This is a genomic window from Pseudomonas sp. DW-iso17, from assembly GCF_058725345.1.
Map to the genome: position 1 here is coordinate 230,230 of NZ_JBZXEA010000021.1, position 21,466 is coordinate 251,695.

23 protein-coding genes are annotated in these 21,466 nt (G+C 63.4%); 21 read left to right on the forward strand and 2 right to left on the reverse strand.

What is annotated here, in order from left to right:
• Positions 1–208 precede the first annotated feature (208 nt).
• The 20 genes from AC4PS6_RS15425 (at position 209) to AC4PS6_RS15520 (ending at position 17,701) form a co-directional block, all read left to right on the forward strand.
• A complete protein-coding gene (locus AC4PS6_RS15425; protein ID WP_336826781.1) occupies positions 209–928 on the forward strand; it encodes a beta-ketoacyl synthase chain length factor in 720 nt (239 codons plus the stop codon).
• Complete coding sequence (locus AC4PS6_RS15430) at positions 904–1,716, forward strand: lysophospholipid acyltransferase family protein (RefSeq protein ID WP_020301661.1); 813 nt, start codon at positions 904–906, stop codon at positions 1,714–1,716. Before AC4PS6_RS15425 ends, AC4PS6_RS15430 begins: the two co-directional genes overlap by 25 nt.
• Positions 1,694–1,963, forward strand: coding sequence for a phosphopantetheine-binding protein (locus AC4PS6_RS15435; RefSeq protein ID WP_032904077.1), 270 nt, complete (start codon positions 1,694–1,696; stop codon positions 1,961–1,963). The genes AC4PS6_RS15430 and AC4PS6_RS15435 overlap by 23 nt, the downstream gene beginning before the upstream one ends.
• 9 nt (positions 1,964–1,972) lie before the next feature.
• Complete coding sequence (locus tag AC4PS6_RS15440; RefSeq protein ID WP_003187949.1) at positions 1,973–2,227, forward strand: acyl carrier protein; 255 nt, start codon at positions 1,973–1,975, stop codon at positions 2,225–2,227.
• Positions 2,224–2,769, forward strand: coding sequence for a COG4648 family protein (locus AC4PS6_RS15445; RefSeq protein WP_336826780.1), 546 nt, complete (start codon positions 2,224–2,226; stop codon positions 2,767–2,769). Before AC4PS6_RS15440 ends, AC4PS6_RS15445 begins: the two co-directional genes overlap by 4 nt.
• Positions 2,766–4,436: an acyl-CoA synthetase family protein gene (locus AC4PS6_RS15450; RefSeq protein WP_106111097.1), complete on the forward strand. Its 1,671-nt coding sequence runs from the start codon at positions 2,766–2,768 to the stop codon at positions 4,434–4,436. Before AC4PS6_RS15445 ends, AC4PS6_RS15450 begins: the two co-directional genes overlap by 4 nt.
• Before the next feature lie 149 nt (positions 4,437–4,585).
• The gene (locus tag AC4PS6_RS15455; RefSeq protein WP_014716600.1) at positions 4,586–5,320 is read left to right on the forward strand and encodes a glycosyltransferase family 2 protein; all 735 of its coding nucleotides are present in this window, start codon (positions 4,586–4,588) and stop codon (positions 5,318–5,320) included.
• On the forward strand, positions 5,317–6,252 hold the full coding sequence (locus tag AC4PS6_RS15460; RefSeq protein WP_014716599.1) for a lysophospholipid acyltransferase family protein: 936 nt from the start codon (positions 5,317–5,319) through the stop codon (positions 6,250–6,252). Before AC4PS6_RS15455 ends, AC4PS6_RS15460 begins: the two co-directional genes overlap by 4 nt.
• The gene (locus AC4PS6_RS15465) at positions 6,236–7,777 is read left to right on the forward strand and encodes an HAL/PAL/TAL family ammonia-lyase (protein ID WP_336826779.1); all 1,542 of its coding nucleotides are present in this window, start codon (positions 6,236–6,238) and stop codon (positions 7,775–7,777) included. The genes AC4PS6_RS15460 and AC4PS6_RS15465 overlap by 17 nt, the downstream gene beginning before the upstream one ends.
• Positions 7,770–8,195, forward strand: a complete 426-nt coding sequence (locus AC4PS6_RS15470) for an acyl-CoA thioesterase (protein WP_003187940.1) — start codon at positions 7,770–7,772, stop codon at positions 8,193–8,195. The genes AC4PS6_RS15465 and AC4PS6_RS15470 overlap by 8 nt, the downstream gene beginning before the upstream one ends.
• Positions 8,192–8,875: an outer membrane lipoprotein carrier protein LolA gene (locus tag AC4PS6_RS15475; protein WP_014716596.1), complete on the forward strand. Its 684-nt coding sequence runs from the start codon at positions 8,192–8,194 to the stop codon at positions 8,873–8,875. Before AC4PS6_RS15470 ends, AC4PS6_RS15475 begins: the two co-directional genes overlap by 4 nt.
• On the forward strand, positions 8,847–11,177 hold the full coding sequence (locus AC4PS6_RS15480) for an MMPL family transporter (RefSeq protein WP_014716595.1): 2,331 nt from the start codon (positions 8,847–8,849) through the stop codon (positions 11,175–11,177). Before AC4PS6_RS15475 ends, AC4PS6_RS15480 begins: the two co-directional genes overlap by 29 nt.
• A gap of 33 nt (positions 11,178–11,210) precedes the next feature.
• A complete protein-coding gene (locus AC4PS6_RS15485; RefSeq protein WP_103451929.1) occupies positions 11,211–12,458 on the forward strand; it encodes an NAD(P)/FAD-dependent oxidoreductase in 1,248 nt (415 codons plus the stop codon).
• Positions 12,455–13,204 carry a class I SAM-dependent methyltransferase gene (locus AC4PS6_RS15490; protein ID WP_103451931.1) on the forward strand — a complete coding sequence of 250 codons (750 nt, stop codon included), beginning with the start codon at positions 12,455–12,457 and terminating at the stop codon, positions 13,202–13,204. The genes AC4PS6_RS15485 and AC4PS6_RS15490 overlap by 4 nt, the downstream gene beginning before the upstream one ends.
• On the forward strand, positions 13,201–13,683 hold the full coding sequence (locus AC4PS6_RS15495) for a hypothetical protein (RefSeq protein ID WP_336826777.1): 483 nt from the start codon (positions 13,201–13,203) through the stop codon (positions 13,681–13,683). Before AC4PS6_RS15490 ends, AC4PS6_RS15495 begins: the two co-directional genes overlap by 4 nt.
• The gene (locus tag AC4PS6_RS15500) at positions 13,680–14,846 is read left to right on the forward strand and encodes a beta-ketoacyl-[acyl-carrier-protein] synthase family protein (protein WP_103451935.1); all 1,167 of its coding nucleotides are present in this window, start codon (positions 13,680–13,682) and stop codon (positions 14,844–14,846) included. The genes AC4PS6_RS15495 and AC4PS6_RS15500 overlap by 4 nt, the downstream gene beginning before the upstream one ends.
• Positions 14,843–15,304: a hotdog family protein gene (locus AC4PS6_RS15505; protein ID WP_103451937.1), complete on the forward strand. Its 462-nt coding sequence runs from the start codon at positions 14,843–14,845 to the stop codon at positions 15,302–15,304. Before AC4PS6_RS15500 ends, AC4PS6_RS15505 begins: the two co-directional genes overlap by 4 nt.
• Positions 15,301–16,029, forward strand: a complete 729-nt coding sequence (gene fabG / locus AC4PS6_RS15510; protein WP_014716589.1) for a 3-oxoacyl-ACP reductase FabG — start codon at positions 15,301–15,303, stop codon at positions 16,027–16,029. Before AC4PS6_RS15505 ends, fabG begins: the two co-directional genes overlap by 4 nt.
• Positions 16,029–17,255: a beta-ketoacyl-ACP synthase gene (locus AC4PS6_RS15515; protein ID WP_014716588.1), complete on the forward strand. Its 1,227-nt coding sequence runs from the start codon at positions 16,029–16,031 to the stop codon at positions 17,253–17,255. Before fabG ends, AC4PS6_RS15515 begins: the two co-directional genes overlap by 1 nt.
• A 26-nt stretch (positions 17,256–17,281) precedes the next feature.
• Positions 17,282–17,701 (forward strand): hypothetical protein, encoded by a 420-nt coding sequence (locus AC4PS6_RS15520; RefSeq protein WP_020301670.1) that lies wholly within the window; start codon positions 17,282–17,284, stop codon positions 17,699–17,701.
• A gap of 101 nt (positions 17,702–17,802) precedes the next feature.
• On the opposite strand, the gene AC4PS6_RS15525 is transcribed toward AC4PS6_RS15520, so the two are convergent.
• Positions 17,803–18,696, reverse strand: coding sequence for a LysR family transcriptional regulator (locus AC4PS6_RS15525; RefSeq protein WP_336826776.1), 894 nt, complete (start codon positions 18,694–18,696; stop codon positions 17,803–17,805).
• Positions 18,697–18,880: 184 nt separating this feature from the next.
• Here AC4PS6_RS15525 and AC4PS6_RS15530 point away from each other — a divergent pair, with 184 nt between their 5' ends.
• A complete protein-coding gene (locus AC4PS6_RS15530; RefSeq protein ID WP_019818333.1) occupies positions 18,881–20,095 on the forward strand; it encodes an MFS transporter in 1,215 nt (404 codons plus the stop codon).
• Between the two features lie 100 nt (positions 20,096–20,195).
• Here AC4PS6_RS15530 and hemE read toward each other — a convergent pair whose 3' ends face one another.
• Entirely contained in the window at positions 20,196–21,263 is a 1,068-nt protein-coding gene (gene hemE, locus AC4PS6_RS15535; protein WP_058410936.1) for a uroporphyrinogen decarboxylase, read from the reverse strand.
• Between the last annotated feature and the right edge of the window lie 203 nt (positions 21,264–21,466).

Below are 21,466 nucleotides of genomic sequence, written 5' to 3' on the forward strand. Positions count from 1 at the left end.
CGCGTAACGATCGAGTCCGGCCTTTGATCGCCGATAATCTGCAAATTCTTCCAACTTATTTGTGATCAATAGTGAACAAACTTTCACCACTATTTGCTAGAACCCCACGGCACCGGGATAATGCGCGCCATACGGCCATTGCTCCCTGTCCCGGAATCCGGGGCCATTGGCCGCACATGGAAGCCCGCAGGGGCGGGATAACTTCTCAGTGATCAACTTCAGCATCGCCCAATGGCGCGCCTGGGCTCCTGGCCTTGCGAGTGCGGACGACTGGTACGCCTGGTGCCGGGACCCGGTGTTGCCGCCTGTCAGCGAAGCGTCCCCCGATGTGTCATTTTTGCCAGCCATGCAGCGCCGCCGTCTGAGCCGGCTGGCGCGCATGGCGTTCAGCGTCGGCTGGCCGCTGGCCGAGGGCCTTGAAGACCTGCCACTGGTGTTTATTTCCCGCCACGGCGAAACCCCGCGCACCCTGGACATCCTCAGTGACCTGGCCAACGAGCAGCCGCTGTCGCCCACTCAGTTCAGCCTGTCGGTGCATAACGCGGTGATTGGCCTGTGGTCGATCCTGCGCAATGAAACCAGCGAGATGACCGCCCTCGCCGCCGCCGGCGATGGCCTCGAACACGGCCTGCTCGAAGCCGCCGCATTGCTCAACGAAGGCGCCGCCGCCGTATTGCTGGTGATCACCGAAGAACAACCGCCCCACGCCTACGCCAGCTGGATTAGGGATGTGCCCTTCCCCTACGCCCTCGGCCTGTTGCTCACGCCGGGCGACGAGTGGCAACTGGAACTCACCACCGGCACTGTCCAACTCACTCAAACCCAGTGGCCCCACGCCCTGAACCTGCTGCGCACCCTGCTGACCGAACAGGGCGCCTGCCAACATGCCTGGAAGAACCGAGTATGGAACTGGCAACGCAAGCCCTGACCCACAAGCCACGGCAGGCCTATTATTGGCGCCTGTTCGCCACGGCCCTCAGCTTTTGCCTGTTTGGCATCGGCGGGCTGTGCCTGCGTTTGCTGGTATTTCCGTTGCTCAGTTGCCTGCCGGGCGACGCCAGCCAGCATCAACGGCGCGCACGCCACACCATCAGTTGCCTGTTCTGGTTTTTCATTCGCCTGATGAAGGGCCTGGGCATTCTCACGTACCGCGTCGAGGGTGCCGAAAAGCTTGGCCGCCCTGGCCAGATGATCGTCGCCAACCACCCGTCGCTGATCGACGTGGTGTTCCTGATCGGCCTGATGCGCCAGACCAACTGCGTGGTCAAGCAGAGCCTGTTCCAGAACCCGTTCACCCGCAGCCCGGTGCGCGATGCCGGCTATATCAGCAATGACGGCAGTGCCGACATGCTCGATGCCGCAGCCGACGCCCTGCGCGCCGGCCAGACGCTGATCATCTTTCCCGAAGGCACCCGCACCACGCCGGGCGCGGCGCCGGCCTTTCATCGCGGCGGTGCGGCCATTGCGCTGCGTGGTGCGACAATCATCACGCCAGTGGTGATCAAGGTCAGCCCCACCACCCTGACCAAGGCCGAACCCTGGTATCGCATCCCCCACCGTCGATTTCACTTCAGTTTGCGCGTGGGCGCCGATATAGAGCCACAAGCGTTTGCCGCAGTCGGGCCCGCGCCCCAGGCTTCACGCAAGCTCAACGATCACCTGCATCACTATTTCATTAAGGAGCTCGCCGAAGATGAGCGACCAACACCGCCTTGAGCACGACATAAAGACGCTGATCATCGAGGCCCTGGGCCTGGAAGACATCAGCGTCGACGATATTGGCAGCGACCAGACCCTGTTTGGCGAAGGCCTGGGCCTGGATTCGGTCGATGCGCTGGAATTGGGCCTGGCGATCCAGAAAAAATACGGCATCAAAATCGATGCCGACGCCAAGGACACCCGCAATCACTTCACCAACGTGGCCAGCCTTGCGGCGTTCGTCACGGCCCGACAGGCAGCTTGAGACCGTACCATGCAAACTCGTGACGATATCTTCAACACCCTGCGCGACGCCTTGGTGGAACTGTTTGAACTGCCCCCGGAACGCGTCACCCTCGACGCCAACCTGTACCAGGACCTGGAAATCGACAGCATCGACGCCGTGGACCTGATCGACCACATCAAGCGCCAGACCGGCAAGAAAATTGCCGCCGAAGAGTTCAAGGCGGTACGCACGGTGAACGACGTGGTAGAGGCGGTGTACCGTCTGGTCCAGCCCGCCGCATGAGCCGGCTGATCGGCCTTGGCCTGTTATTGGCGGGGCTGCTGTACCCCTTCGCCGTGTATTACGGCACCGAGCATTTTGCACCCTGGCAGTTCGGCTTGCTGCTGGGCAGCCTGTGGCTGTTGCGCGCGCTCACCGCTGCGCGGCGCCCGGGCAGCCGTTGGATGGCGGTGGTGGTGATCGTGTTTTGCCTGGCACTGGCATGGTTCGATAACCCGCAGTGGCTGCGCTGGTACCCGAGCCTGGTCAGCGGGTTCATGCTGGCGCTGTTCGGCCTGAGCCTGAAATACGGCCCGCCGATGGTCGAGCGCCTGGCACGCATGACCGACCCGCACCTGCCGCCCCACGGGGTGGTGTATACCCGCCGGGTCACCCTGGTGTGGAGTGTGTTTTTTCTCTGTAATGGCCTGCTCGCCGCCGCGCTCACCCTGTGGGCGCCGCTGAGCTGGTGGACGTTGTACAACGGCCTGATCGCCTACGGGCTGATGGGGCTGTTGTTTGCCGTGGAATGGCTGGTACGACAAAGGGTTCGAGGCCGCGTATGAAAGGGTTGAAACTTGAGCATTTGCTGCTTGAGCCACTGCAAGATCGCGGGGTGACCACCGAGCCCCTCATGAACCACGCGCAACTGTGGGAGCAGTCGCTGAGCCTGGCGGCGGGCCTGCAAGCCCGGGGTATCCGGCGCCTGGCCGTGCACCTGGAAGACGCCGGGCTGCTGGCGATTGCGCTGCTGGGCGCCTGGCGCGCAGGCGCGAGCGTGCTGCTGCCCGCCGACCTGCAACCCCAGACGCGCCAACGCTGGGCCACTGCCGTGGATGCCTGGCTGGTCGAAGCCAGCGACCTGGACGCGCTGTATCAAGTGCCCTTGAGCGCCGCCGCCCTCGACCTGGACACTTGCCAACTGAGCCTGTGCACCTCCGGCTCCAGCGGCGAGCCCAAGCGCATCGACAAGTCCCTGCGCCAGTTGGCCAATGAAGTAGAGGCGCTGGAGGCCCTGTGGGGCAAAGACCTCAAGGACGCCTGCATCATCGGCAGTGTCGCCACCCAGCATATCTACGGCTTGCTGTTTCGCGTGCTGTGGCCGCTGTGCGCAGGTCGCACCTTTGTGCGCAAACAACTGGCGTTCCCCGAAGACATGCAGCGCGCCAGCCGAGAGCACCGGCAATTTGCCTGGGTGGCCAGCCCGGCGTTGCTCAAGCGCATGGGCGACAACCTCGACTGGCCGGCACTGAGCCAGGTTGCGCGAGTGTTTTCCTCCGGCGGTGCATTGCCGATTGAAGCTGCCGGCAGCCTCTACGACCGTTTACAGCAATGGCCGACGGAAATCCTCGGCAGCTCGGAAACCGGCGGCATCGCCTGGCGCCAGGGTGCGCAACCCTGGCAGCCGTTTGCCGATGTACAACTGAGCCAGGATGCCGACGGCGCTCTGCGTATCGCATCAAAATACCTGCCCGAAGGGCACATCGAACAGACTGCCGACGCTGCACGCATCCATGCCGATGGCCGTTTTGAGTTGCTGGGCCGCCTGGACCGTATCGTCAAGCTGGAAGAGAAACGCATCTCCCTGCCGATGCTCGAACAGGCGTTGATGACCCACCCGTGGGTCGCCGAAACCCGCTTGGGCGTGGTGCAGGAAAACCGCGCCTCCCTCGGCGCGCTGGTGGTGCTCAGCAGCGATGGCTTGCATGCCCTGCGCAACCAGGGCCGCCGCACGCTCACCCAAACCTTGCGCCAGCACTTGAGCCAACATTGCGAGGCCCTGGCCTTGCCGCGCCGCTGGCGCTTGCTGCGCCAACTGCCGCTGAACAGCCAGGGCAAGCTGCCTCAGGCCGATGTCGAAGCCTTGTTGCTGGCGCCTCGCCCCAAGGGCCCAGAGGTGTTGGCGCAAGTCGAAACCGAAGGTGAATGGACCTTGCAACTGAGCATCCCACCGGACCTGGCCTATTTCAGCGGGCACTTCCCGGTCACCCCAGTATTGCCGGGGGTGGTGCAGGTGGAATGGGCGTTCAACCTGGGCCAGCAATTGCTCGACCTGCCAACCCGGTTCGCCGGCATGGAAGTGCTCAAGTTCCAGCAACTGGTGCGCCCGGGCGATCACATCGAACTGCACCTGCGCTTTGATCGGGAGCGTAGCAAACTGTACTTCGCCTATCGCAATGGGGTTGCGGCGTGCTCAAGCGGGCGGATCGTGCTGGAGGCCGCGCATGCATAAGCCGGGTGAGCACTTCGTGCTCAATCGCGGGCAAACCCGCTCCCACACTGGATCAGTGTCGGCCAACAATCTTGTGTGCACAGCAAATCCAATGTGGGAGCTGGCTTGCCTGCGATGCAGGCGGCGCGGTGTATCGGTTGCCCCCCATCATGCATAACCCCTGCGCTTTAATCCCGGTGTACAACCACGAAGCCGCCGTGCCGGCCGTGGTCCACAGTGTGCTGAAAAGCGGCCTGCCCTGCCTCTTGGTGGACGATGGCAGCAGCGCCGCCTGCGCAGCCGTGCTGGCGCACCTGGCGACGCTGGACAACGTCACCCTGCTGACCCTGCCCAGCAACCAGGGCAAGGGCGCCGCCGTGATGGCCGGCTTTCGCGAGGCAGCGCGCCTGGGCTACACCCACGCCCTGCAAGTGGACGCCGATGGTCAGCACGACCTGCGCGAAGTCGAGACCTTTATCCACACCTCACGCCAGCATCCCGACGCCGTTATCTGCGGCTACCCCGAATACGACGACAGCGTGCCCAAGGGTCGCCTGTACGCACGTTACCTGACCCACGTGTGGGTGTGGATCAATACCCTGTCGCTTGAGATTCGCGACTCGATGTGCGGCTTTCGCGTGTACCCGCTGGCGCCGACCCTGGCGCTGATGGACTCGGCCTACATCGGCACGCACATGGATTTCGACTCGGACATCCTGGTACGCCTGGCCTGGCGCAACCAGCCTATGCGCTGGCTGCCCACCCAGGTGCACTACCCCGCCGACGGCCTGTCGCACTTTCGCTTGTTGCGTGACAACCTACGCATCAGCGCCATGCACACACGGTTGTTCTTCGGCATGCTCGTGCGTGCGCCGATGATCCTGTGGCGACGGTGGCAAGCATGAACGACAGCACCAAACATTGGGCCGACCGCGAGGAACGCGGCAGCTTCTGGCTGATGAAATTCACCGCGGTCGCGGTCAAAGTCCTCGGCCGTCGCCTATTGAGCCCGTTGCTCTACAGCATCGTCTTTTACTTCTTCCTGTTCGGCCGCACCGCACGCCACAGCGCGTGGCAATACCAGCAGCGGCTGGCGCAATGGAGCGGGCGCGATGACTTGCTGCCGAGCCACCGCACCGTCTTTGCCCAGTTCATGGCCTTCGCCGATTCGCTGCTGGACAAGCTGGACGTGTGGAACGGCAAGCTGCGCCTGGAGCAAATCGAGATCAACGACCCGGCGCAGTTGCGCAGTCAACTGCGTGGCGAGCGCGGGCAGATGTTGGTGGGTGCGCACCTGGGTAACCTGGAAGTGTGCCGCGCCCTCGCGGAGATTGGTGAGCAGGTCACCATGAATGTGCTGGTGCACACCAAGCACGCCGAGCGTTTCAACCGCCTGCTGGGCGAGGCCGGCGCGACCCATTTGCGCCTGATTCAGGTGAGCGAACTGGACCCGGCCACCATGCTGCTGCTCAGCCAGCGCCTGGACGATGGCGAGTGGCTGGCGATTGCCGGCGACCGCATCCCGCTGCACGGCGGGCGTACGGTGCGCGTGGACTTCCTCGGCCATACGGCGGCATTTCCCCAAGGCCCATGGCTGCTGGCGGGCTTGCTCAAGTGCCCGGTCAATCTGCTGATGTGTCTTAAGCACCAGGGCCGCTATCGCCTGACTATCGAGCCCTTTGCCGATTTGATCGAGTGGAAGCGCAGTACCCGCGAGCAGGTCATCGCCCTGTGGACCGCCCGCTACGCCGCACGCTTGGGCCAGTTCTGCCTGCAAGCGCCCCAACAATGGTTCAACTTTTACCCTTTCTGGAAGACCGATGACGACGCCTCTTGAGCCCATCACCTTTGGTGAACGCCCCCTGCGCATCGAAGACGTGCTGGCCCTGGCCAACCGCCAGGTACCCACTCGCCTGCAGGACGATGCCGCGTACCGCCAACGCATCGCCAAGGGCGCGCAGTTCCTCGACTCGCTGCTGGACAAGGAAGGCGTGATCTACGGCGTGACCACCGGCTACGGCGACTCCTGCGTAGTGGCGGTGCCGCTGGAGCACGTCGAAGCCTTGCCGCGTCATCTGTACACCTTTCACGGTTGCGGCCTGGGCACGTTGCTCGACGCCCAAGCCACCCGTGCCGTGCTGGCGGCGCGTTTGCAGTCGCTGTGCCATGGCGTATCGGGCGTACGCGTGGAGCTGCTGGAGCGCTTGCACGCCTTCCTCGAACACGATGTGCTGCCACTGATCCCGGAAGAAGGCTCGGTGGGTGCCAGTGGTGATCTGACGCCGCTGTCCTACGTGGCCGCGACCTTGTCCGGCGAGCGCGAGGTGCTATTCCGTGGTGAACGCCGTCCGGCGGCCGACGTGCACCGCGAGCTGGGCTGGGAGCCGTTGGTCCTGCGCCCCAAGGAAGCCCTGGCACTGATGAACGGCACCGCGGTGATGACCGGCCTGGCCTGCCTGGCCTTCGCCCGCGCCGACTATCTGTTGCAACTGGCCACGCGCATCACCGCGCTCAATGTGGTGGCCCTGCAAGGCAACCCGGAACACTTCGACGAGCGCCTGTTCGCCGCCAAGCCACACCCTGGGCAGATGCAAGTGGCCGCGTGGCTGCGCAAGGACCTGGCCATCGACGCGCCCACCGCCCCCCTGCATCGCCTGCAAGACCGTTATTCTTTGCGCTGCGCGCCCCACGTGCTCGGCGTATTGGCGGACAGCCTGAACTGGCTGCGCGCGTTCATCGAGATCGAACTGAACAGCGCCAACGACAACCCGATCATCGACGCCGAAGAAGAACGTGTGCTGCATGGCGGGCACTTCTACGGCGGGCATATCGCCTTCGCCATGGACAGCCTCAAGACCTTGGTCGCCAACGTTGCCGACCTGCTCGACCGCCAGCTCGCACTGTTGGTGGATGTGCGCTACAACCATGGCCTGCCGAGTAACCTGTCGGGCGCCCCGGCTGATCGTGCAATGATCAACCATGGCTTCAAGGCCGTGCAGATCGGCACCAGCGCCTGGACCGCCGAAGCGCTGAAAAACACCATGCCGGCCAGCGTGTTCTCACGCTCTACCGAGTGCCACAACCAGGACAAGGTGAGCATGGGCACCATCGCTGCCCGCGATGCGATCCGCGTGCTGGAGTTGACCGAACAGGTGGCCGCCGCGACCCTGCTCGCCGCCAACCAGGGCGTGTGGCTGCGCGCCCAGGCCGAGGATGCCCGCCCACTGCCACCGGCACTGGCCGCGATGCACGCGGAACTGGCCCAGGATTTTGCGCCGGTCATCGAAGACCGCGCCTTGGAAGGCGAACTGCGCCTGTGCCTGCAACGCATCGCCGCGCAACACTGGAGGCTGCATGCGTAGCCCCGGCGTGTTGCACAGCGACACTGAAATCCTCGTGCCGTTTTTCGACATCGACACCATGAACGTGGTGTGGCACGGGCACTACGTGAAGTACCTGGAAGTGGCGCGCTGTGCGTTGCTGGACAAGATCGGCCATAACTACACGGCGATGCTCGAAGCCGGCTACGCCTGGCCAGTGATCGACATGCAGCTACGCTATGTACGCGGCGCGACCTTCGGCCAGACCATCAATGTGCGCGCCAGCCTGGTGGAATGGGAGAACCGTTTGAAGGTGAACTACCTGATTACCGACCTGGCCAGCGGCGAACGCTTGACCCGCGCCAGCACCGTGCAAGTAGCGGTGGAAATCGCCAGCCGCGAAATGCAGCTGGCCTCGCCCAAAGTCTTCACCGACGCCGTAGAGAGAGCCTTGAAATGAGATCCCCTGTGGGAGCGGGCTTGCCCGCGATGGACGTTAACGATAACGCAGGTCGCCTGACGCTGCGCAGCGCCCTCAGGTTCTTCGCGGGCAAGCCCGCTCCCACATTGATCGCGTTGTTGCTGAGCTTCAGCGCCCACGCCTTCGACCTCCAGCAGTTGAGCGATCAGCTTGCCAAACCCTCCGTGATCCACGGCAACTTCATCCAGGAAAAACACCTGCGTGCCCTGCCCCAGCCACTGGTGAGCAAAGGCACCTTCGTGCTCGCCAAGGATCACGGCCTGCTGTGGCTGTTGAAAACCCCGCTGCAACAGGACTACCGCATTACAGCCCAGGGCATTGCCCGCCGCGATGCCAATGGCTGGCAACTACTGCCAAACAAGAGTGCCGGCGCCGAACAGAATCGTTTGTTCCTGGCAGTACTGCAGGGCGACAGCAGTGGCCTGCAGCGCGACTTCGACCTGCAACTGCAAGGCGAGGCCCAACAATGGAAGCTCACGCTGACCCCACGCTCACTGCTGCTCAAGCAAGTCTTCACCCAGATCAATATCGACGGCGGCGCACTGGTGCGCACCATTGAACTGCTGGAAACCCAAGGCGACAGCACGCTGTTGCGCATGCAGGACAATACCGCCGACCAGCCGTTGAGCAATGCGGAGCAACACGACTTTGCCCAGTGAGCGCCTGCTGCCGCGCCTGTTCCTGACCTTGCTGGTGGCCGTGCTGGCCCTGGCAGGCTGGCAGTGGCGTGATGGCGCGCCGTTGTCGGCCAACCTGATGGAACTGGTGCCCGGCAGCACGCCGGACGCCTTGGAACTGCAAGCCGAACAGCGCATGCAAGAGCCGCTCAACCGCGAAATGCTGGTACTGGTGGGGCATGCCGACCGCCAGCAAGCGGTGGCCGTGGCGCAGCAACTGGGTGAGCGTTGGCAGGCCAGCGGCCTGTTTGAAAAGGTGCAGTGGAACCTGCAAGCCGACTTGCCAGCGTTGCGCGAACAACTGCTGCGTGGGCGTTTGTCGATGCTCTCGTCCAAGGACCGCGAACAACTGATCCAGCAGCCTGAGGCGTTCATCCAGCAACGCGTGCAATCGCTGTTCGACCCCTTCACCGGCTTCAGCCTGGTGTCAAGCCAGGACGATTGGCTCGGCCTGACCGGGCGCATCCAGAACAGCCAGCCGCAACACGGTGCGGTGCAAATGGACATCGGCAGCGGCGCCTTGATCGCCGATGCCGACGGCAAGAGTTGGGTGCTACTGCGAGCGCGCACTACCGGCAACGCCTTCGACATGAAGCTGCCGCTGCAAGTGGCGGACTTGCTGAAGGCCAGCCGCGAGCAAGCCAGCGCACACGGCGCGCAACTGCTCGCCGCCAGCGGTTTGCTCTATGCGGCCAACGGGCAACAGCAGGCCACGCGGGAAATGACCTGGGTCGGCGGCGGCGCCACCCTGGGCATCCTGTTATTGCTGCTGCTGGCGTTCCGACGCTGGCGGGTGCTGCTGGCGTTCGTGCCGGTACTGGTGGGCATGCTGTTTGGCGCGGTGGCATGTGTGGCGCTGTTTGGGCATATGCATGTGATGACCCTGGTGCTGGGTTCCAGCCTGATCGGCGTGGCGGTGGATTACCCACTGCACTACCTGTCCAAAAGCTGGAGCCTGCAGCCGTGGCGCAGTTGGCCGGCGTTGCGCCTGACCCTGCCAGGGCTGAGCCTGAGCCTGGCCACCAGCGCTATCGGCTACCTGGCGCTGGCCTGGACGCCGTTCCCGGCGCTGACCCAGATTGCGGTGTTTTCGGCTGCCGGTTTGGTCGGTGCCTATTTGTGTGCCGTGTGCCTGTTGCCCGCGCTGCTCAAGGGCGTGGAACTGCGCCCGGCGCAATGGCCGCTGCGTGTCGCCCAAAGCCTATGGCAGCTGCGCACGGCCTTGCTCAAACGCGTGCCCAGTTCGGTACTGCTGGTGGGGGTGCTGCTGTTCTGCGCGGCGGGCCTCTGGCAACTGAACACTAAAAACGATATCCGCCAATGGATCGGTGCGCCGCCGCAGTTGCTGCAGGAAGCCCAGGCCGTGGCGCGCATCACCGGGTTCCAGCCCACCAGCCAGTTTTTCCTGGTGCGGGCGGACAATCAGCAGCAGTTGCTGGAACGCCAGGCCGCCCTGGGCAAACGCTTGGACCAGTTGGTGCAGATGGACAAGCTTCAGGGCTACCTGGCGCTCAATCAACTGGTCAACCTCCCCGCAGAACAACAACAGTTGCGCGAGGCGCTGAACAACCTGGCGCTACACTGGCAACCGCTACTGGACCTCGGCGTGCCCCTCAGTGCCCTGCAAGCCGAAGTGGCGCAATTGCAGGCGCTGCCTACCGCAGACATCGACGCCGCACTGCAAGGCCCGCTGGCCGAGCCGTGGCGCACGCTGTGGCTGGGCCCGGTGGACGGTGGCGTAGCGGCCATGGTCAGCCTGCAAGGCTTGAACAACCCGGCGCTGCTGCGGGTGCAGGCGCTGGACTTGCCCGGTGTGCAACTGGTCGACCGCCTGGGCGACTTGAACCGCGTATTTGCCGACACGCAGATCAGCGCTGCCGAATTGAAGTTGCTGTCTTGCGTGCTGATCGTGCTATTGCTGATTGCGCCCTTCGGCGTTGGCGGCGCCTTGCGTATCGTCGCCCTGCCGCTGCTGGCCGCGCTGTGCAGCCTGGCGAGCCTCGGTTGGCTGGGCCAGCCACTGACCCTGTTCAGCCTGTTTGGCCTGTTGCTGGTGACGGCCATCAGCGTCGACTATGCGATTTTGATGCGCGAGCAGATCGGCGGCCCTGCCGTCAGCCTGTTGGGAACACTGCTGGCAGCGCTGACGACTTGGTTGTCGTTCGGCCTGCTGGCGGTCTCCAGTACACCGGCCGTGAGTAATTTCGGCTTGTCGGTCAGCCTGGGCCTGGCGTTCAGCTTTATGCTGGCGCCCTGGGCCGGCCGGCAGAAACACGCCTTATGAATGTGATTAGCGCCTATGCGGCAAGGAGCCCTCGTGCCCACAGTTGAAATGGAACGTCGCCAGGTAGTGGTGATCGGTGCCGGGCCTTCCGGTGCCATCGCGGCCGCGCTGTTAAAGCGCAAAGGGCATGATGTATTGATCATCGAGCGCGAGCATTTCCCGCGTTTCTCGATTGGCGAAAGCCTGCTGTCGCACTGCATCGACTTTATCGAAGAAGCCGGCATGCTCGACGCTGTGCAAGCTGCAGGCTTCCAGGTAAAAACCGGCGCGGCCTTCGCCTGGGGCGAGCGCTACAGTGCCTTTGATTTCAGCGACACCTTCAGCAACGGCAAGCCCACCACCTTCCAGGTGCAGCGCGGCGAGTTCGACAAATTGCTGGCCGACCAGGCGGCACTGCAAGGCGTGGAAATCCGCTATGGCCAAACCATTGTCGGCGTGGATTTTTCTGCCGAGAGCCGGTATTTGCATGTGCGCCGCCAGAATGGCAGCGAGTACCACCTCAAGGCGAGGTTCGTGCTCGATGCCAGTGGCTATGGCCGTGTGTTGCCACGCCTGCTGGACCTGGAAGCACCGTCGAATTTCCCGCTGCGCCAGGCCGTATTCACCCACGTCGAGGACCGTATCGAACACCCAGGCTTTGACCGCAGCAAAATCCTGGTGACCACTCACCCGACCCAGCGCGACATCTGGTTCTGGACCATCCCGTTCAGTAACGGCCGTTGCTCGGTGGGCGTGGTCGCGGCCAAGGAGCATTTCGAGGGTGCCGACAGCGACCTCGACGCCTGCCTGCGCGACTTTATCGAGCAAACCCCAAGCCTGTCCGGCGTGCTGCAAAATGCCGTCTGGGACACCCCGGCGCGCACCATCGGCGGCTACTCGGCCAACGTCAAATCCCTGCACGGCCCAGGCTTTGCGCTACTGGGCAATGCGGCCGAATTCCTCGACCCGGTGTTCTCTTCCGGCGTGACCATTGCCATGCGTTCGGCGAGCATGGCCGCAGGGGTGCTGCACCGCCAATTGAGCGGCGAAACGGTGGACTGGCAAACCGAGTTCGCCGAACCGCTCAAGCGCGGTGTCGATACCTTCCGTTGCTACGTCGAGGGTTGGTATGCGGGCACGTTCCAGGACGTGATTTTCCATCCTGGCAGTTCACCGGAGATTCGCCGCATGATCAGCTCTATCCTGGCCGGTTACGCCTGGGATGAACGCAACCCGTTTGTCAGCGAGCCGAAACGGCGCTTGCGGATGTTGTCGGATATTTGTGCGAGTGAAGCGGTATGAGCAGCCCGGGCGTCGAAAAAAACTACCTGAGTCAAAACTACGTCGAAGAAACCAAGTTCGGTTTCTGGTTCCTGCGCAGCCATACCTGGCAGCATCACGTGTTGCGCGTGGCGATCAATGACCTGCGCAGCCTGTTCAGCGAGCCGCTGCCGGTGGCGCCGGTGTTGCTGGATGCCGGTTGCGGCCAAGGCAAATCCTTCCAGTTGCTGCATCAGGTATTTGCGCCTTCGCGCCTGATCGGCCTGGATGCGGACCCTCACAGCCTGGCACTGAGCCGCGAAGAAGCCGCGCGGCTGGGCCTGGACGTCGAGCTGATCGGCAGCGACTGCGCGACCCTCAACCTAGCGGATGCCAGCGTCGATATCCTGTTCTGCCACCAGACCTTCCATCATCTGGTGGAACAACATCGCGCACTCAAGGAGTTCTATCGGGTGCTCAAGCCGGGCGGCTATCTGCTGTTTGCCGAATCCACCGAAGCTTACATCGACACCTGGGTGATTCGCTGGCTGTTCCGCCACCCGATGCATGTGCAAAAGAGCGCCGAAGAATACCTGGAGATGCTGCGCGAGCAGGGCTTTGAGTTCGCTGCACAGAACATTTCGTACCCTTACTTGTGGTGGAGCCGTTCCAGTGACTTCGGCCTGCTGGAACGCTGGGGCCTGCGCAAGGCACCGCCTGTGGGCCAGCGCGAGGAAACCCTGGTCAATTGCGTGGCCCGTAAACCTGTGGAGAATGCGGTCCCATGATGCGCCTGCTGTTGATAAGTTGCCTGTTGCTGCTCGGTGCCTGTGCCAGCCAGGCGCCGCTGCCGGAAAAAATGCCGGCCCTGGCCTTGCCGATGCAATTGCATGTGCAGCGCCTGGCAGACGGCCAGAGTCAGGACTGGCTGCTGGTGATCCAGCGCGAAGGCCGCACGATTCGCTGGTCGATGATGGACCCGCTGGGCATTCCCCTGGCCCGGCAAAAACTGCTTGATGGGCAGTGGCAGGCAGACGGCTTGCTGCCGCCCAACCCCCAGGCGCGCACGCTATTTGCCGCGCTGCTGTTTGCCCTGACCGCGCCCGGTGACGTACCAGCGTTGTATCCCACGGCCCAGGCCATGGACCTGACGCGCACGCTGCCGGGCCACTGGCAGATCGTCTATCAGTCTTCGGAGGTGTTCACTGTGAACATAGCCGACCCGCCATTGAGTTACCGCATCACCCCGTTGGGTGTGAGCCGATGACCGCCTACCTCAATGCCCTTGGCGTGATCTGCGCCCTTGGCCGTGGCCAGCCGCAAGTCAGCCGCAAGCTGTTTGCCGGCGACTGCTCGGGCATGCGTGCCGAAAGCGGCTGGGTGCCGGAGCGCGTCGTGCCGGTGGCCGCCGTACACGGCGAACTGGCGAGCCTGCCCCCGGAACTGGCCAAGCAAAGCAGTCGCAATAACCAGTTGCTGTTGGAAGCGGCGCTGCAAATTGAAGATCAGATTCGTCAGGCCATCCAAACCTACGGCCCTGGCCGGGTCGGGGTTGTGCTCGGCACCAGCACCTCGGGCATTGACGAAGCCAGCCGTGGCATTGCCCATTACCTGCAAAACACGCAGTTCCCCGCCGACTACGATTACCAGCAACAGGAACTCAGCGCCCCGGCCAACTTCCTCGCTGACTGGTTGAACGTGAGCGGCCCGGCCTATGTGATTTCCACCGCCTGCACCTCCAGCGCCCGAGCATTGATGAGCGCCCAGCGCCTGTTGGACCTGGGGGTGTGCGATGCGGTGATCTGCGGCGGCGTGGACAGCCTGTGCAAGCTGACGCTGAACGGGTTTACCGCGCTGGAAGCCGTGTCTGCGGAGCGCTGTAATCCGTTCTCGGTGAACCGCAACGGCATCAATATCGGTGAAGCGGCGGTGCTGTTCCTGATGAGCCGCGAGCCGGCCCCCATCGCCTTGCTGGGCAGCGGCGCCAGTTGCGACGCGCACCATATCTCTGCGCCCGAGCCCAGCGGCAAGGGCGCGTTGCTGGCCATGCGCAAGGCCCTGGCCAGTGCAAAGCTTTCGCCCGAGCAGATCGGCTACCTGAACCTGCACGGCACCGCAACCCAACACAACGACGCCATGGAAAGCCTGGCGGTCGCCAGCCTGTTTCCAGGCGGCGTCGCCTGCTCATCGACCAAGCCCATGACCGGCCACACCCTCGGCGCTGCCGGGGCACTGGAAGCCGCGTTCTGCTGGCTGAGCCTGACCCATCGCCTGCTGCCACCCCACGTATGGGACGGCCACCCCGACCCGGCGCTGCCCGCGTTGCAATGGGCGCGCAGCGGCGACAGCTTGAAAAAACCCTGCCTGATGAGCAACTCGTTTGCCTTCGGCGGTAACAATGTCAGCCTGATAATCGCAGAGGCCCCATGATCGATTGGCCACTTGCCGAACTGCTGCCCCATGCGGGCGACATGATCCTGATCGACCAGGTGCTGTCGTTCGATGAAGAGCAGATCCACACCCGCGTCACCGTCAAGCCCGGCGGCCTGTTCAACCGTGCTGACGGTAGCCTGCCCGCCTGGGTCGGCATCGAGCTGATGGCGCAAAGCGTCGCCGCCTATGCCGGTTGCCATGCACGCCAGCAAGGCAAGGCCGTGGAACTCGGTTTCCTGTTGGGCACACGTAAGTTCGAGTGCAACGTGGAGCACTTCCCGGCCGGTGCCGAGCTGAATATCCACGGCCTGCGCTCCCTGGAAGACGACAACGGCATGGGCGTGTTCGAATGCCACCTCACCGGCGACGGTATCCAGGCCAGCGCGCGCTTGAACGTATTTCGACCGCCCCAGGCGGCCAACTATTTAGATGAATCGAAGGACGAAACGCCATGACTGAATCCGTACTGGTCACCGGCTCCAGCCGTGGCATCGGCCGCGCCATTGCCCTGCGCCTGGCTCAGGCCGGCCATGACATCGTGCTGCATTGCCGCAGCGGCCGTGCCGAAGCCGACGCGGTACAGCTCGAGGTCCAAGCCCTGGGGCGCGAGGCACGCGTGCTGCAGTTCGACGTGGCCGATCGCGCTGCGTGCAAAGAGATCCTTGAGGCCGATGTGGAGCAGCATGGCGCCTATTACGGCGTGGTGCTCAATGCCGGCCTGACCCGCGACGGCGCCTTTCCTGCGCTGTCGGAAGACGATTGGGATGTGGTGATGCGCACCAACCTGGATGGTTTCTACAACGTGCTGCACCCGGTGATGATGCCGATGATTCGGCGCCGCGCCGCCGGGCGTATCGTGTGTATCACCTCGGTGTCCGGGCTGATCGGCAACCGCGGCCAGGTCAACTACAGCGCCTCCAAAGCCGGCTTGATCGGTGCGGCCAAGGCGCTGGCCATTGAATTGGGCAAGCGCAAGATCACCGTCAACTGCGTGGCGCCGGGCCTGATCGACACCGCGATGCTGGATGAAAACGTGCCGGTAGAAGAACTGATGAAAATGATCCCGGCCCAACGCATGGGCACGCCGGAAGAAGTCGCTGGCGCCGTGAACTTCCTGATGTCGGCCGAAGCCGGCTACATCACGCGCCAGGTGCTGGCCGTGAACGGGGGCCTGTGCTGATGAAGCGCGTTGTCGTCACCGGCATGGCCGGCGTGACCTCCCTGGGCAGCGACTGGGACACCATCGCCGCGAACTTTCGCGCCAACCGCAGCGGCATTCGGCGCATGGATGAGTGGGACCGTTTCACCGAACTGAACACGCGCCTGGCCGGCCCTATCGACGATTTCGTCGTGCCCGCTCACTGGACGCGCAAACAACTGCGCAGCATGGGCCGCGTCTCGCGCCTGGCGGTGTGGGCGGCGGAGCAGGCGTTGCGGGACGCCGGCTTGCTGGGTGACGAGTCGATCAAGGACGGGCGCATGGGCGTGGCCTGTGGCTCGTCCACCGGCAGCACCGATGAGATCAAGGCGTTCGGCAATATGCTGCTCAACTCGGTGGCCGAGGGGCTCAATGCCAACTCCTATGTGCGCATGATGCCGCACACCACGGCGGCAAATATCAGCATCTTCTTTGGCCTCACGGGCCGGCTGATTCCTACCTCCAGCGCCTGCACCAGCGGCAGCCAGGGCATCGGCTACGCCTATGAGGCAATCAAGTTCGGGCGCCTGCCGTTGATGCTTGCGGGCGGCGCAGAAGAACTGTGCCCCACCGAAGCCATGGTGTTTGATGCGCTGTACGCCACCAGCCTGAAAAACGATGCGCCGCAAACCAGCCCTCGTCCCTACGACAGCGGCCGCGACGGCCTGGTGATCGGTGAAGGTGGCGGCATGTTGGTGCTCGAAGAGTTGGAACACGCACTCGCGCGAGGCGCGCATATTCATGCGGAGCTGGTCGGCTTCGGCAGCAACGCCGACGGCCAGCACACCACCCGCCCGGAACAGAAAACCATGCGCCGCGCCATGGAGCTGGCCCTGGAAGACGCAGGTCTTGAACCGTCCGCCATCGGCTACGTGAACGGCCACGGCACGGCTACCGACCAGGGCGACATCGCTGAAACCCTGGCCACCAGCAGCCTGTTTGGCAGCCGTATGCCGATCAGTTCGCAGAAAAGTTTCCTGGGGCACACCTTGGGCGCGTGCGGGGCGTTGGAATCGTGGTTCAGCATCGAGATGATGAACCGCGACCAGTACGTGCACACCTTCAACCTGGACGCGGTCGACCCGCAATGCGGCGAGCTGGACTACCTGCAAGGTGGCTTTCGCCAGATGCACAACGACTACGTGATGAACAACAACTTTGCCTTCGGCGGGGTCAACACCTCGTTGATCTTCCGCCGCTGGGCCTGACTTTTTAATCGATTGGAGAAAACGGAATGTCTTCCCTGCTACGCGCTGCCCTGATCACCCTGGCCCTGCTGACCACGGCTGGCTGCACCAGCAAACCCGTGCTCAACACCCAGCATGAGTTACCGGCCACAAGCCAGGTCAGCGAAGAAAAAATGAAGCAAGTGATCGTCGCCGCCCTGCAAAAACGCGAGTGGACGGTACAACGCCTGAGCCCACAACTGGTGCAGGCCGAGATCACCGTGCGCGGCCAGTTCTACGCCGCCATCGACATCCGCTACACCCGCAACAGCTACGCCATCACCTACCGCGACAGCCGCGACCTGGGCTACAAGGACGGTAAGATCCATCGCAACTACAACCGCTGGGTGAGCATGCTGGATCGGGATATTCTGGCGGGGTTGCGTACGTACAGCGTGAATGAAGCAAATACTTCGCCCCAAAACTGACCCCCTTGTGGCGAGGGAGCTTGCTCCCGCTGGACTGCGCAGCAGGCCCATTTTTTAGGGCCGCTACGCGACCCAGTGGGAGCAAGCTCCCTCGCCACAGGTTATTGAGCGGCCTTACGCGTCAACAACTCCACAAACCCTTTCGCCATCGGCGTTTGCGCGCCCTTACGCTGCACCAGCCACACCGCCGTCACCGCCTGTGGGTCGAGCAAGGTGCGATAGACCACGCCATCAATGCGGATGCGCTGGTAAGACGCCGGCAGCACCGATACCCCCAACCCCGCCGCCACCAGGCCGATGATGGTCATTGCTTCCCCTGCTTCCTGGGCAAAGTGCGGGCTGAACCCGGCGTCGCGGGCCAGGTTGAGCAACTGCGCGTACAAGCCGCTGCCGTAACTGCGCGGGAAGAACACAAAAGGCTCCTCGGCCAATTGCTCCAGATACAAGCCGCGCTCGCTGCCTTGCGCCAACGGGTGGCCGGCGCTCAGTACCGCTACCAAGGGTTCGCGCATCAACTCGACCACGCTCAGTGAGTCGGGCAAGGGCAAAGGCCGCATCAGCCCCACCTGAATCGACTCATCCACCAGCGACTCGGCCACTTGGGTGCTACTCATTTCTTGCAAGTTCAGATGCACCGCCGGGAATGCCTGGCGGAAGGCAAAGATCGCCTGGGGAATGCTGGCGTTGAACGGCGCAGACGAGGTAAAGCCGATCTTCAATTCACCCAGTTCCCCCAACTGCGCACGCCGCGCCACATCTGCCGCCTTGTCGACCTGGGCCAGCACCAGCCGTGCCTCTTGCAAGAACAAGCGCCCGGCCTCGCTCAGCTCGACCCGACGATTGGTACGCTCGAACAAGCGTGCGCCCAGCTCGTGTTCCAGCGCCTGTATCTGCTGGCTCAGGGGCGGCTGCGAGATGCCCAGCACCTGCGCGGCGCGGCCGAAGTGCAGCTCTTCGGCAACGGCGATGAAGTAGCGCAAATGGCGAAATTCCATGCAAGCCTCATTAGGTCGTAAAAGCTATCAAACAGGTCGAACAATATATTGGAAAGAATCATTAGCCAGCTATATTCTTTTTCGTATTGTCAGTCCTGGCAGACTTTCCTCCCCGAGGTCCCCCGTGAATCCTGCTGTTGCCCCACTTGCCCAACACACCTCGCCCTCAGCCCTTGATGACGTAGTGGCGCAGCTCAACGACGCGTACATCGAAAAAGGCACGCCGATGTTCATGCGCACCGTGCTGGCGCTGTTCTCCGGCGGGTTCGCCACCTTTGCGCTGTTGTATTGCGTGCAGCCGATGATGCCGGCGCTGTCCCACGAGTTTTCCATCAATGCCGCGCAGAGCAGCCTGATTCTATCCGTCGCCACCGCGATGCTCGCCTGCGGCCTGCTGATCACCGGGCCGATATCCGACAGGCTGGGGCGCAAGCCGGTGATGGTTGCCGCGTTGTTCTGTGCGGCGCTGGCCACCATCGCCAGCGGCCTGATGCCGAGCTGGGAGGGCATCCTGTTGATGCGCGCACTGGTGGGCCTGTCCTTGAGCGGCCTGGCCGCCGTGGCCATGACCTACCTGAGCGAAGAGATCCACCCACAACACATTGGCCTGGCCATGGGTTTGTACATCGGTGGCAACGCGATTGGCGGCATGAGCGGGCGCCTGATCATCGGCGTGTTGATCGACTTCGTCAGCTGGCACACCGCAATGCTGATCATCGGTGCCCTGGCATTGATCGCCGCCACAGTGTTCTGGAGGATCCTCCCCGAGTCGCGCAACTTCCGCGCCAGCAGCCTCAAGCCGCGCAACCTGGTGGACGGCTTCGTCATGCACTTCAAGGACGCCGGCCTGCCGTGGCTGTTCCTTGAAGCCTTCCTGCTGATGGGCGCCTTCGTGACGATGTTCAACTACATCGGCTATCGCCTGCTGGCCTCACCCTATGAGCTGAGCCAGGCGGTGGTTGGCCTGTTGTCAGTGGTGTACCTGTCGGGCATCTACAGCTCGGCCAAGATCGGCTCCCTGGCCGACCGCCTCGGCCGCCGCCGAGTGCTGTGGGGCACCATCGTGCTGATGCTCGCCGGCATGGCGCTGACACTGTTCACCCCGCTGTGGTTGGTGGTGCCGGGCATGCTGATCTTCACCTTCGGCTTTTTCGGCGCCCACTCGGTCGCCAGCAGCTGGATCGGGCGCCGTGCGGTGAAAGCCAAGGGGCAAGCGTCGTCGCTGTACCTATTCTGCTACTACGTGGGGTCGAGCATTGCCGGGACGGCGGGTGGGTTCTTCTGGCACTTTGCCGGGTGGAACGGGATTGGCGGGTTTATCGTCGCGCTGCTGATTGGCGCGTTGCTGGTGGCGTTGAAGCTGGCGAAGTTGCCGCCACTGGGAAATATGCAGACCTGACGCGATTGGCTTTATGTGGGAGCTGGCTTGCCTGCGATGGCGGTGTTGAATTCGCCGCCGCCATCGCAGGCAAGCCAGCTCCCACAGTTTGTTTTGCGTTTTACTCGTGGTACTGCGCCGACAGTTCGTGCACTGCGCGCAAGAACGCTCCCGCGTGCTCCGGGTTCACTTCCGGGGTGATACCGTGGCCAAGGTTGAACACGTGGCCACTGCCCTTGCCATAGCTGGCCAGGATGCGTCCGACTTCGGCACGGATCGCTTCCGGCTTGGCGTAAAGCACGGTGGGGTCCATGTTGCCTTGCAGCGCGACCTGGTTGCCCACGCGACGGCGGGCTTCGCCGATATCGCAGGTCCAGTCCAGGCCCAGGGCATCGGCCCCGGCATCGGCGATGCTTTCCAGCCACAGGCCGCCGCCCTTGGTGAACATGATCACCGGCACTTTACGGCCTTCGTGTTCGCGGATCAGGCCGCTGACGATCTTGCGCATGTAGGCCAGGGAGAACTCCTGGTACGCCGCCGCCGACAGGTTGCCGCCCCAGGTGTCGAAAATCTGTACCGCTTGGGCGCCCGCCATGATCTGGCCGTTGAGGTAGGAGGTGACCGACTGCGCCAGCTTGTCCAGCAACAGGTGCATGGCTTGCGGGTTGTCGTAGAGCATGGCCTTGGTCTTGCGGAAGTCTTTCGACGAGCCGCCTTCGACCATGTAGGTGGCCAGGGTCCATGGGCTGCCAGAAAAGCCGATCAGCGGCACACGGCCGTTAAGCTCGCGGCGGATGGTGCTCACGGCGTCCATCACGTAGCCCAGGTCTTTGTGTGGATCAGGGATCGGCAGGGCTTCGATATCGGCCAGGGTGCTGACGACTTTCTTGAAGCGCGGGCCTTCGCCGGTTTCGAAGTACAGGCCTTGGCCCATGGCGTCGGGGATGGTGAGGATATCGGAGAAGAGGATGGCCGCGTCCAGTTGTGGGTAGCGGTCCAGCGGCTGCATCGTGACTTCGCAGGCGAACTCCGGGTTCATGCACAGGCTCATGAAATCGCCCGCATTGGCGCGACTGGCGCGGTATTCCGGCAGGTAGCGACCGGCTTGACGCATCATCCACACCGGGGTGACGTCTACGGGTTGCTTGAGCAGGGCACGAAGGAAACGGTCGTTCTTGAGGGCAGTCATGTCGGCATCCGCAAAAAAAGTGCGGGCATTTTCTCAGAGCGCGACGCAAAAGGCACGGAATGCACCGTGCCTTTTGTCTATCGGGTCAATTTGTCGCGGCAATGCCGCCGCAGGATCGTTCCCACGCTCCGCGTGGTAACGCCTCCTGTGACGCTCCGCGTCATGCTGTTCGGGACGCGGAGCGTCCCTGGCGGCATTCCCAC

Bases quoted from the DNA above. Each gene is read 5' to 3' on its own strand.
- AC4PS6_RS15450 (WP_106111097.1), top strand. From the start codon at position 2,766: ATGAAAGGGTTGAAACTTGAGCATTTGCTGCTTGAGCCACTGCAAGAT.
- AC4PS6_RS15435 (WP_032904077.1), top strand. From the start codon at position 1,694: ATGAGCGACCAACACCGCCTTGAGCACGACATAAAGACGCTGATCATC.
- AC4PS6_RS15520 (WP_020301670.1), top strand. From the start codon at position 17,282: ATGTCTTCCCTGCTACGCGCTGCCCTGATCACCCTGGCCCTGCTGACC.
- AC4PS6_RS15490 (WP_103451931.1), top strand. From the start codon at position 12,455: ATGAGCAGCCCGGGCGTCGAAAAAAACTACCTGAGTCAAAACTACGTC.
- AC4PS6_RS15430 (WP_020301661.1), top strand. From the start codon at position 904: ATGGAACTGGCAACGCAAGCCCTGACCCACAAGCCACGGCAGGCCTAT.
- AC4PS6_RS15480 (WP_014716595.1), top strand. From the start codon at position 8,847: ATGCGGAGCAACACGACTTTGCCCAGTGAGCGCCTGCTGCCGCGCCTG.
- AC4PS6_RS15495 (WP_336826777.1), top strand. From the start codon at position 13,201: ATGATGCGCCTGCTGTTGATAAGTTGCCTGTTGCTGCTCGGTGCCTGT.
- AC4PS6_RS15440 (WP_003187949.1), top strand. From the start codon at position 1,973: ATGCAAACTCGTGACGATATCTTCAACACCCTGCGCGACGCCTTGGTG.
- AC4PS6_RS15475 (WP_014716596.1), top strand. From the start codon at position 8,192: ATGAGATCCCCTGTGGGAGCGGGCTTGCCCGCGATGGACGTTAACGAT.
- AC4PS6_RS15460 (WP_014716599.1), top strand. From the start codon at position 5,317: ATGAACGACAGCACCAAACATTGGGCCGACCGCGAGGAACGCGGCAGC.
- AC4PS6_RS15470 (WP_003187940.1), top strand. From the start codon at position 7,770: ATGCGTAGCCCCGGCGTGTTGCACAGCGACACTGAAATCCTCGTGCCG.
- AC4PS6_RS15445 (WP_336826780.1), top strand. From the start codon at position 2,224: ATGAGCCGGCTGATCGGCCTTGGCCTGTTATTGGCGGGGCTGCTGTAC.
- AC4PS6_RS15505 (WP_103451937.1), top strand. From the start codon at position 14,843: ATGATCGATTGGCCACTTGCCGAACTGCTGCCCCATGCGGGCGACATG.
- AC4PS6_RS15500 (WP_103451935.1), top strand. From the start codon at position 13,680: ATGACCGCCTACCTCAATGCCCTTGGCGTGATCTGCGCCCTTGGCCGT.
- AC4PS6_RS15465 (WP_336826779.1), top strand. From the start codon at position 6,236: ATGACGACGCCTCTTGAGCCCATCACCTTTGGTGAACGCCCCCTGCGC.
- AC4PS6_RS15525 (WP_336826776.1), bottom strand. From the start codon at position 18,696: ATGGAATTTCGCCATTTGCGCTACTTCATCGCCGTTGCCGAAGAGCTG.
- AC4PS6_RS15515 (WP_014716588.1), top strand. From the start codon at position 16,029: ATGAAGCGCGTTGTCGTCACCGGCATGGCCGGCGTGACCTCCCTGGGC.
- AC4PS6_RS15455 (WP_014716600.1), top strand. From the start codon at position 4,586: ATGCATAACCCCTGCGCTTTAATCCCGGTGTACAACCACGAAGCCGCC.
- hemE (WP_058410936.1), bottom strand. From the start codon at position 21,263: ATGACTGCCCTCAAGAACGACCGTTTCCTTCGTGCCCTGCTCAAGCAA.
- fabG (WP_014716589.1), top strand. From the start codon at position 15,301: ATGACTGAATCCGTACTGGTCACCGGCTCCAGCCGTGGCATCGGCCGC.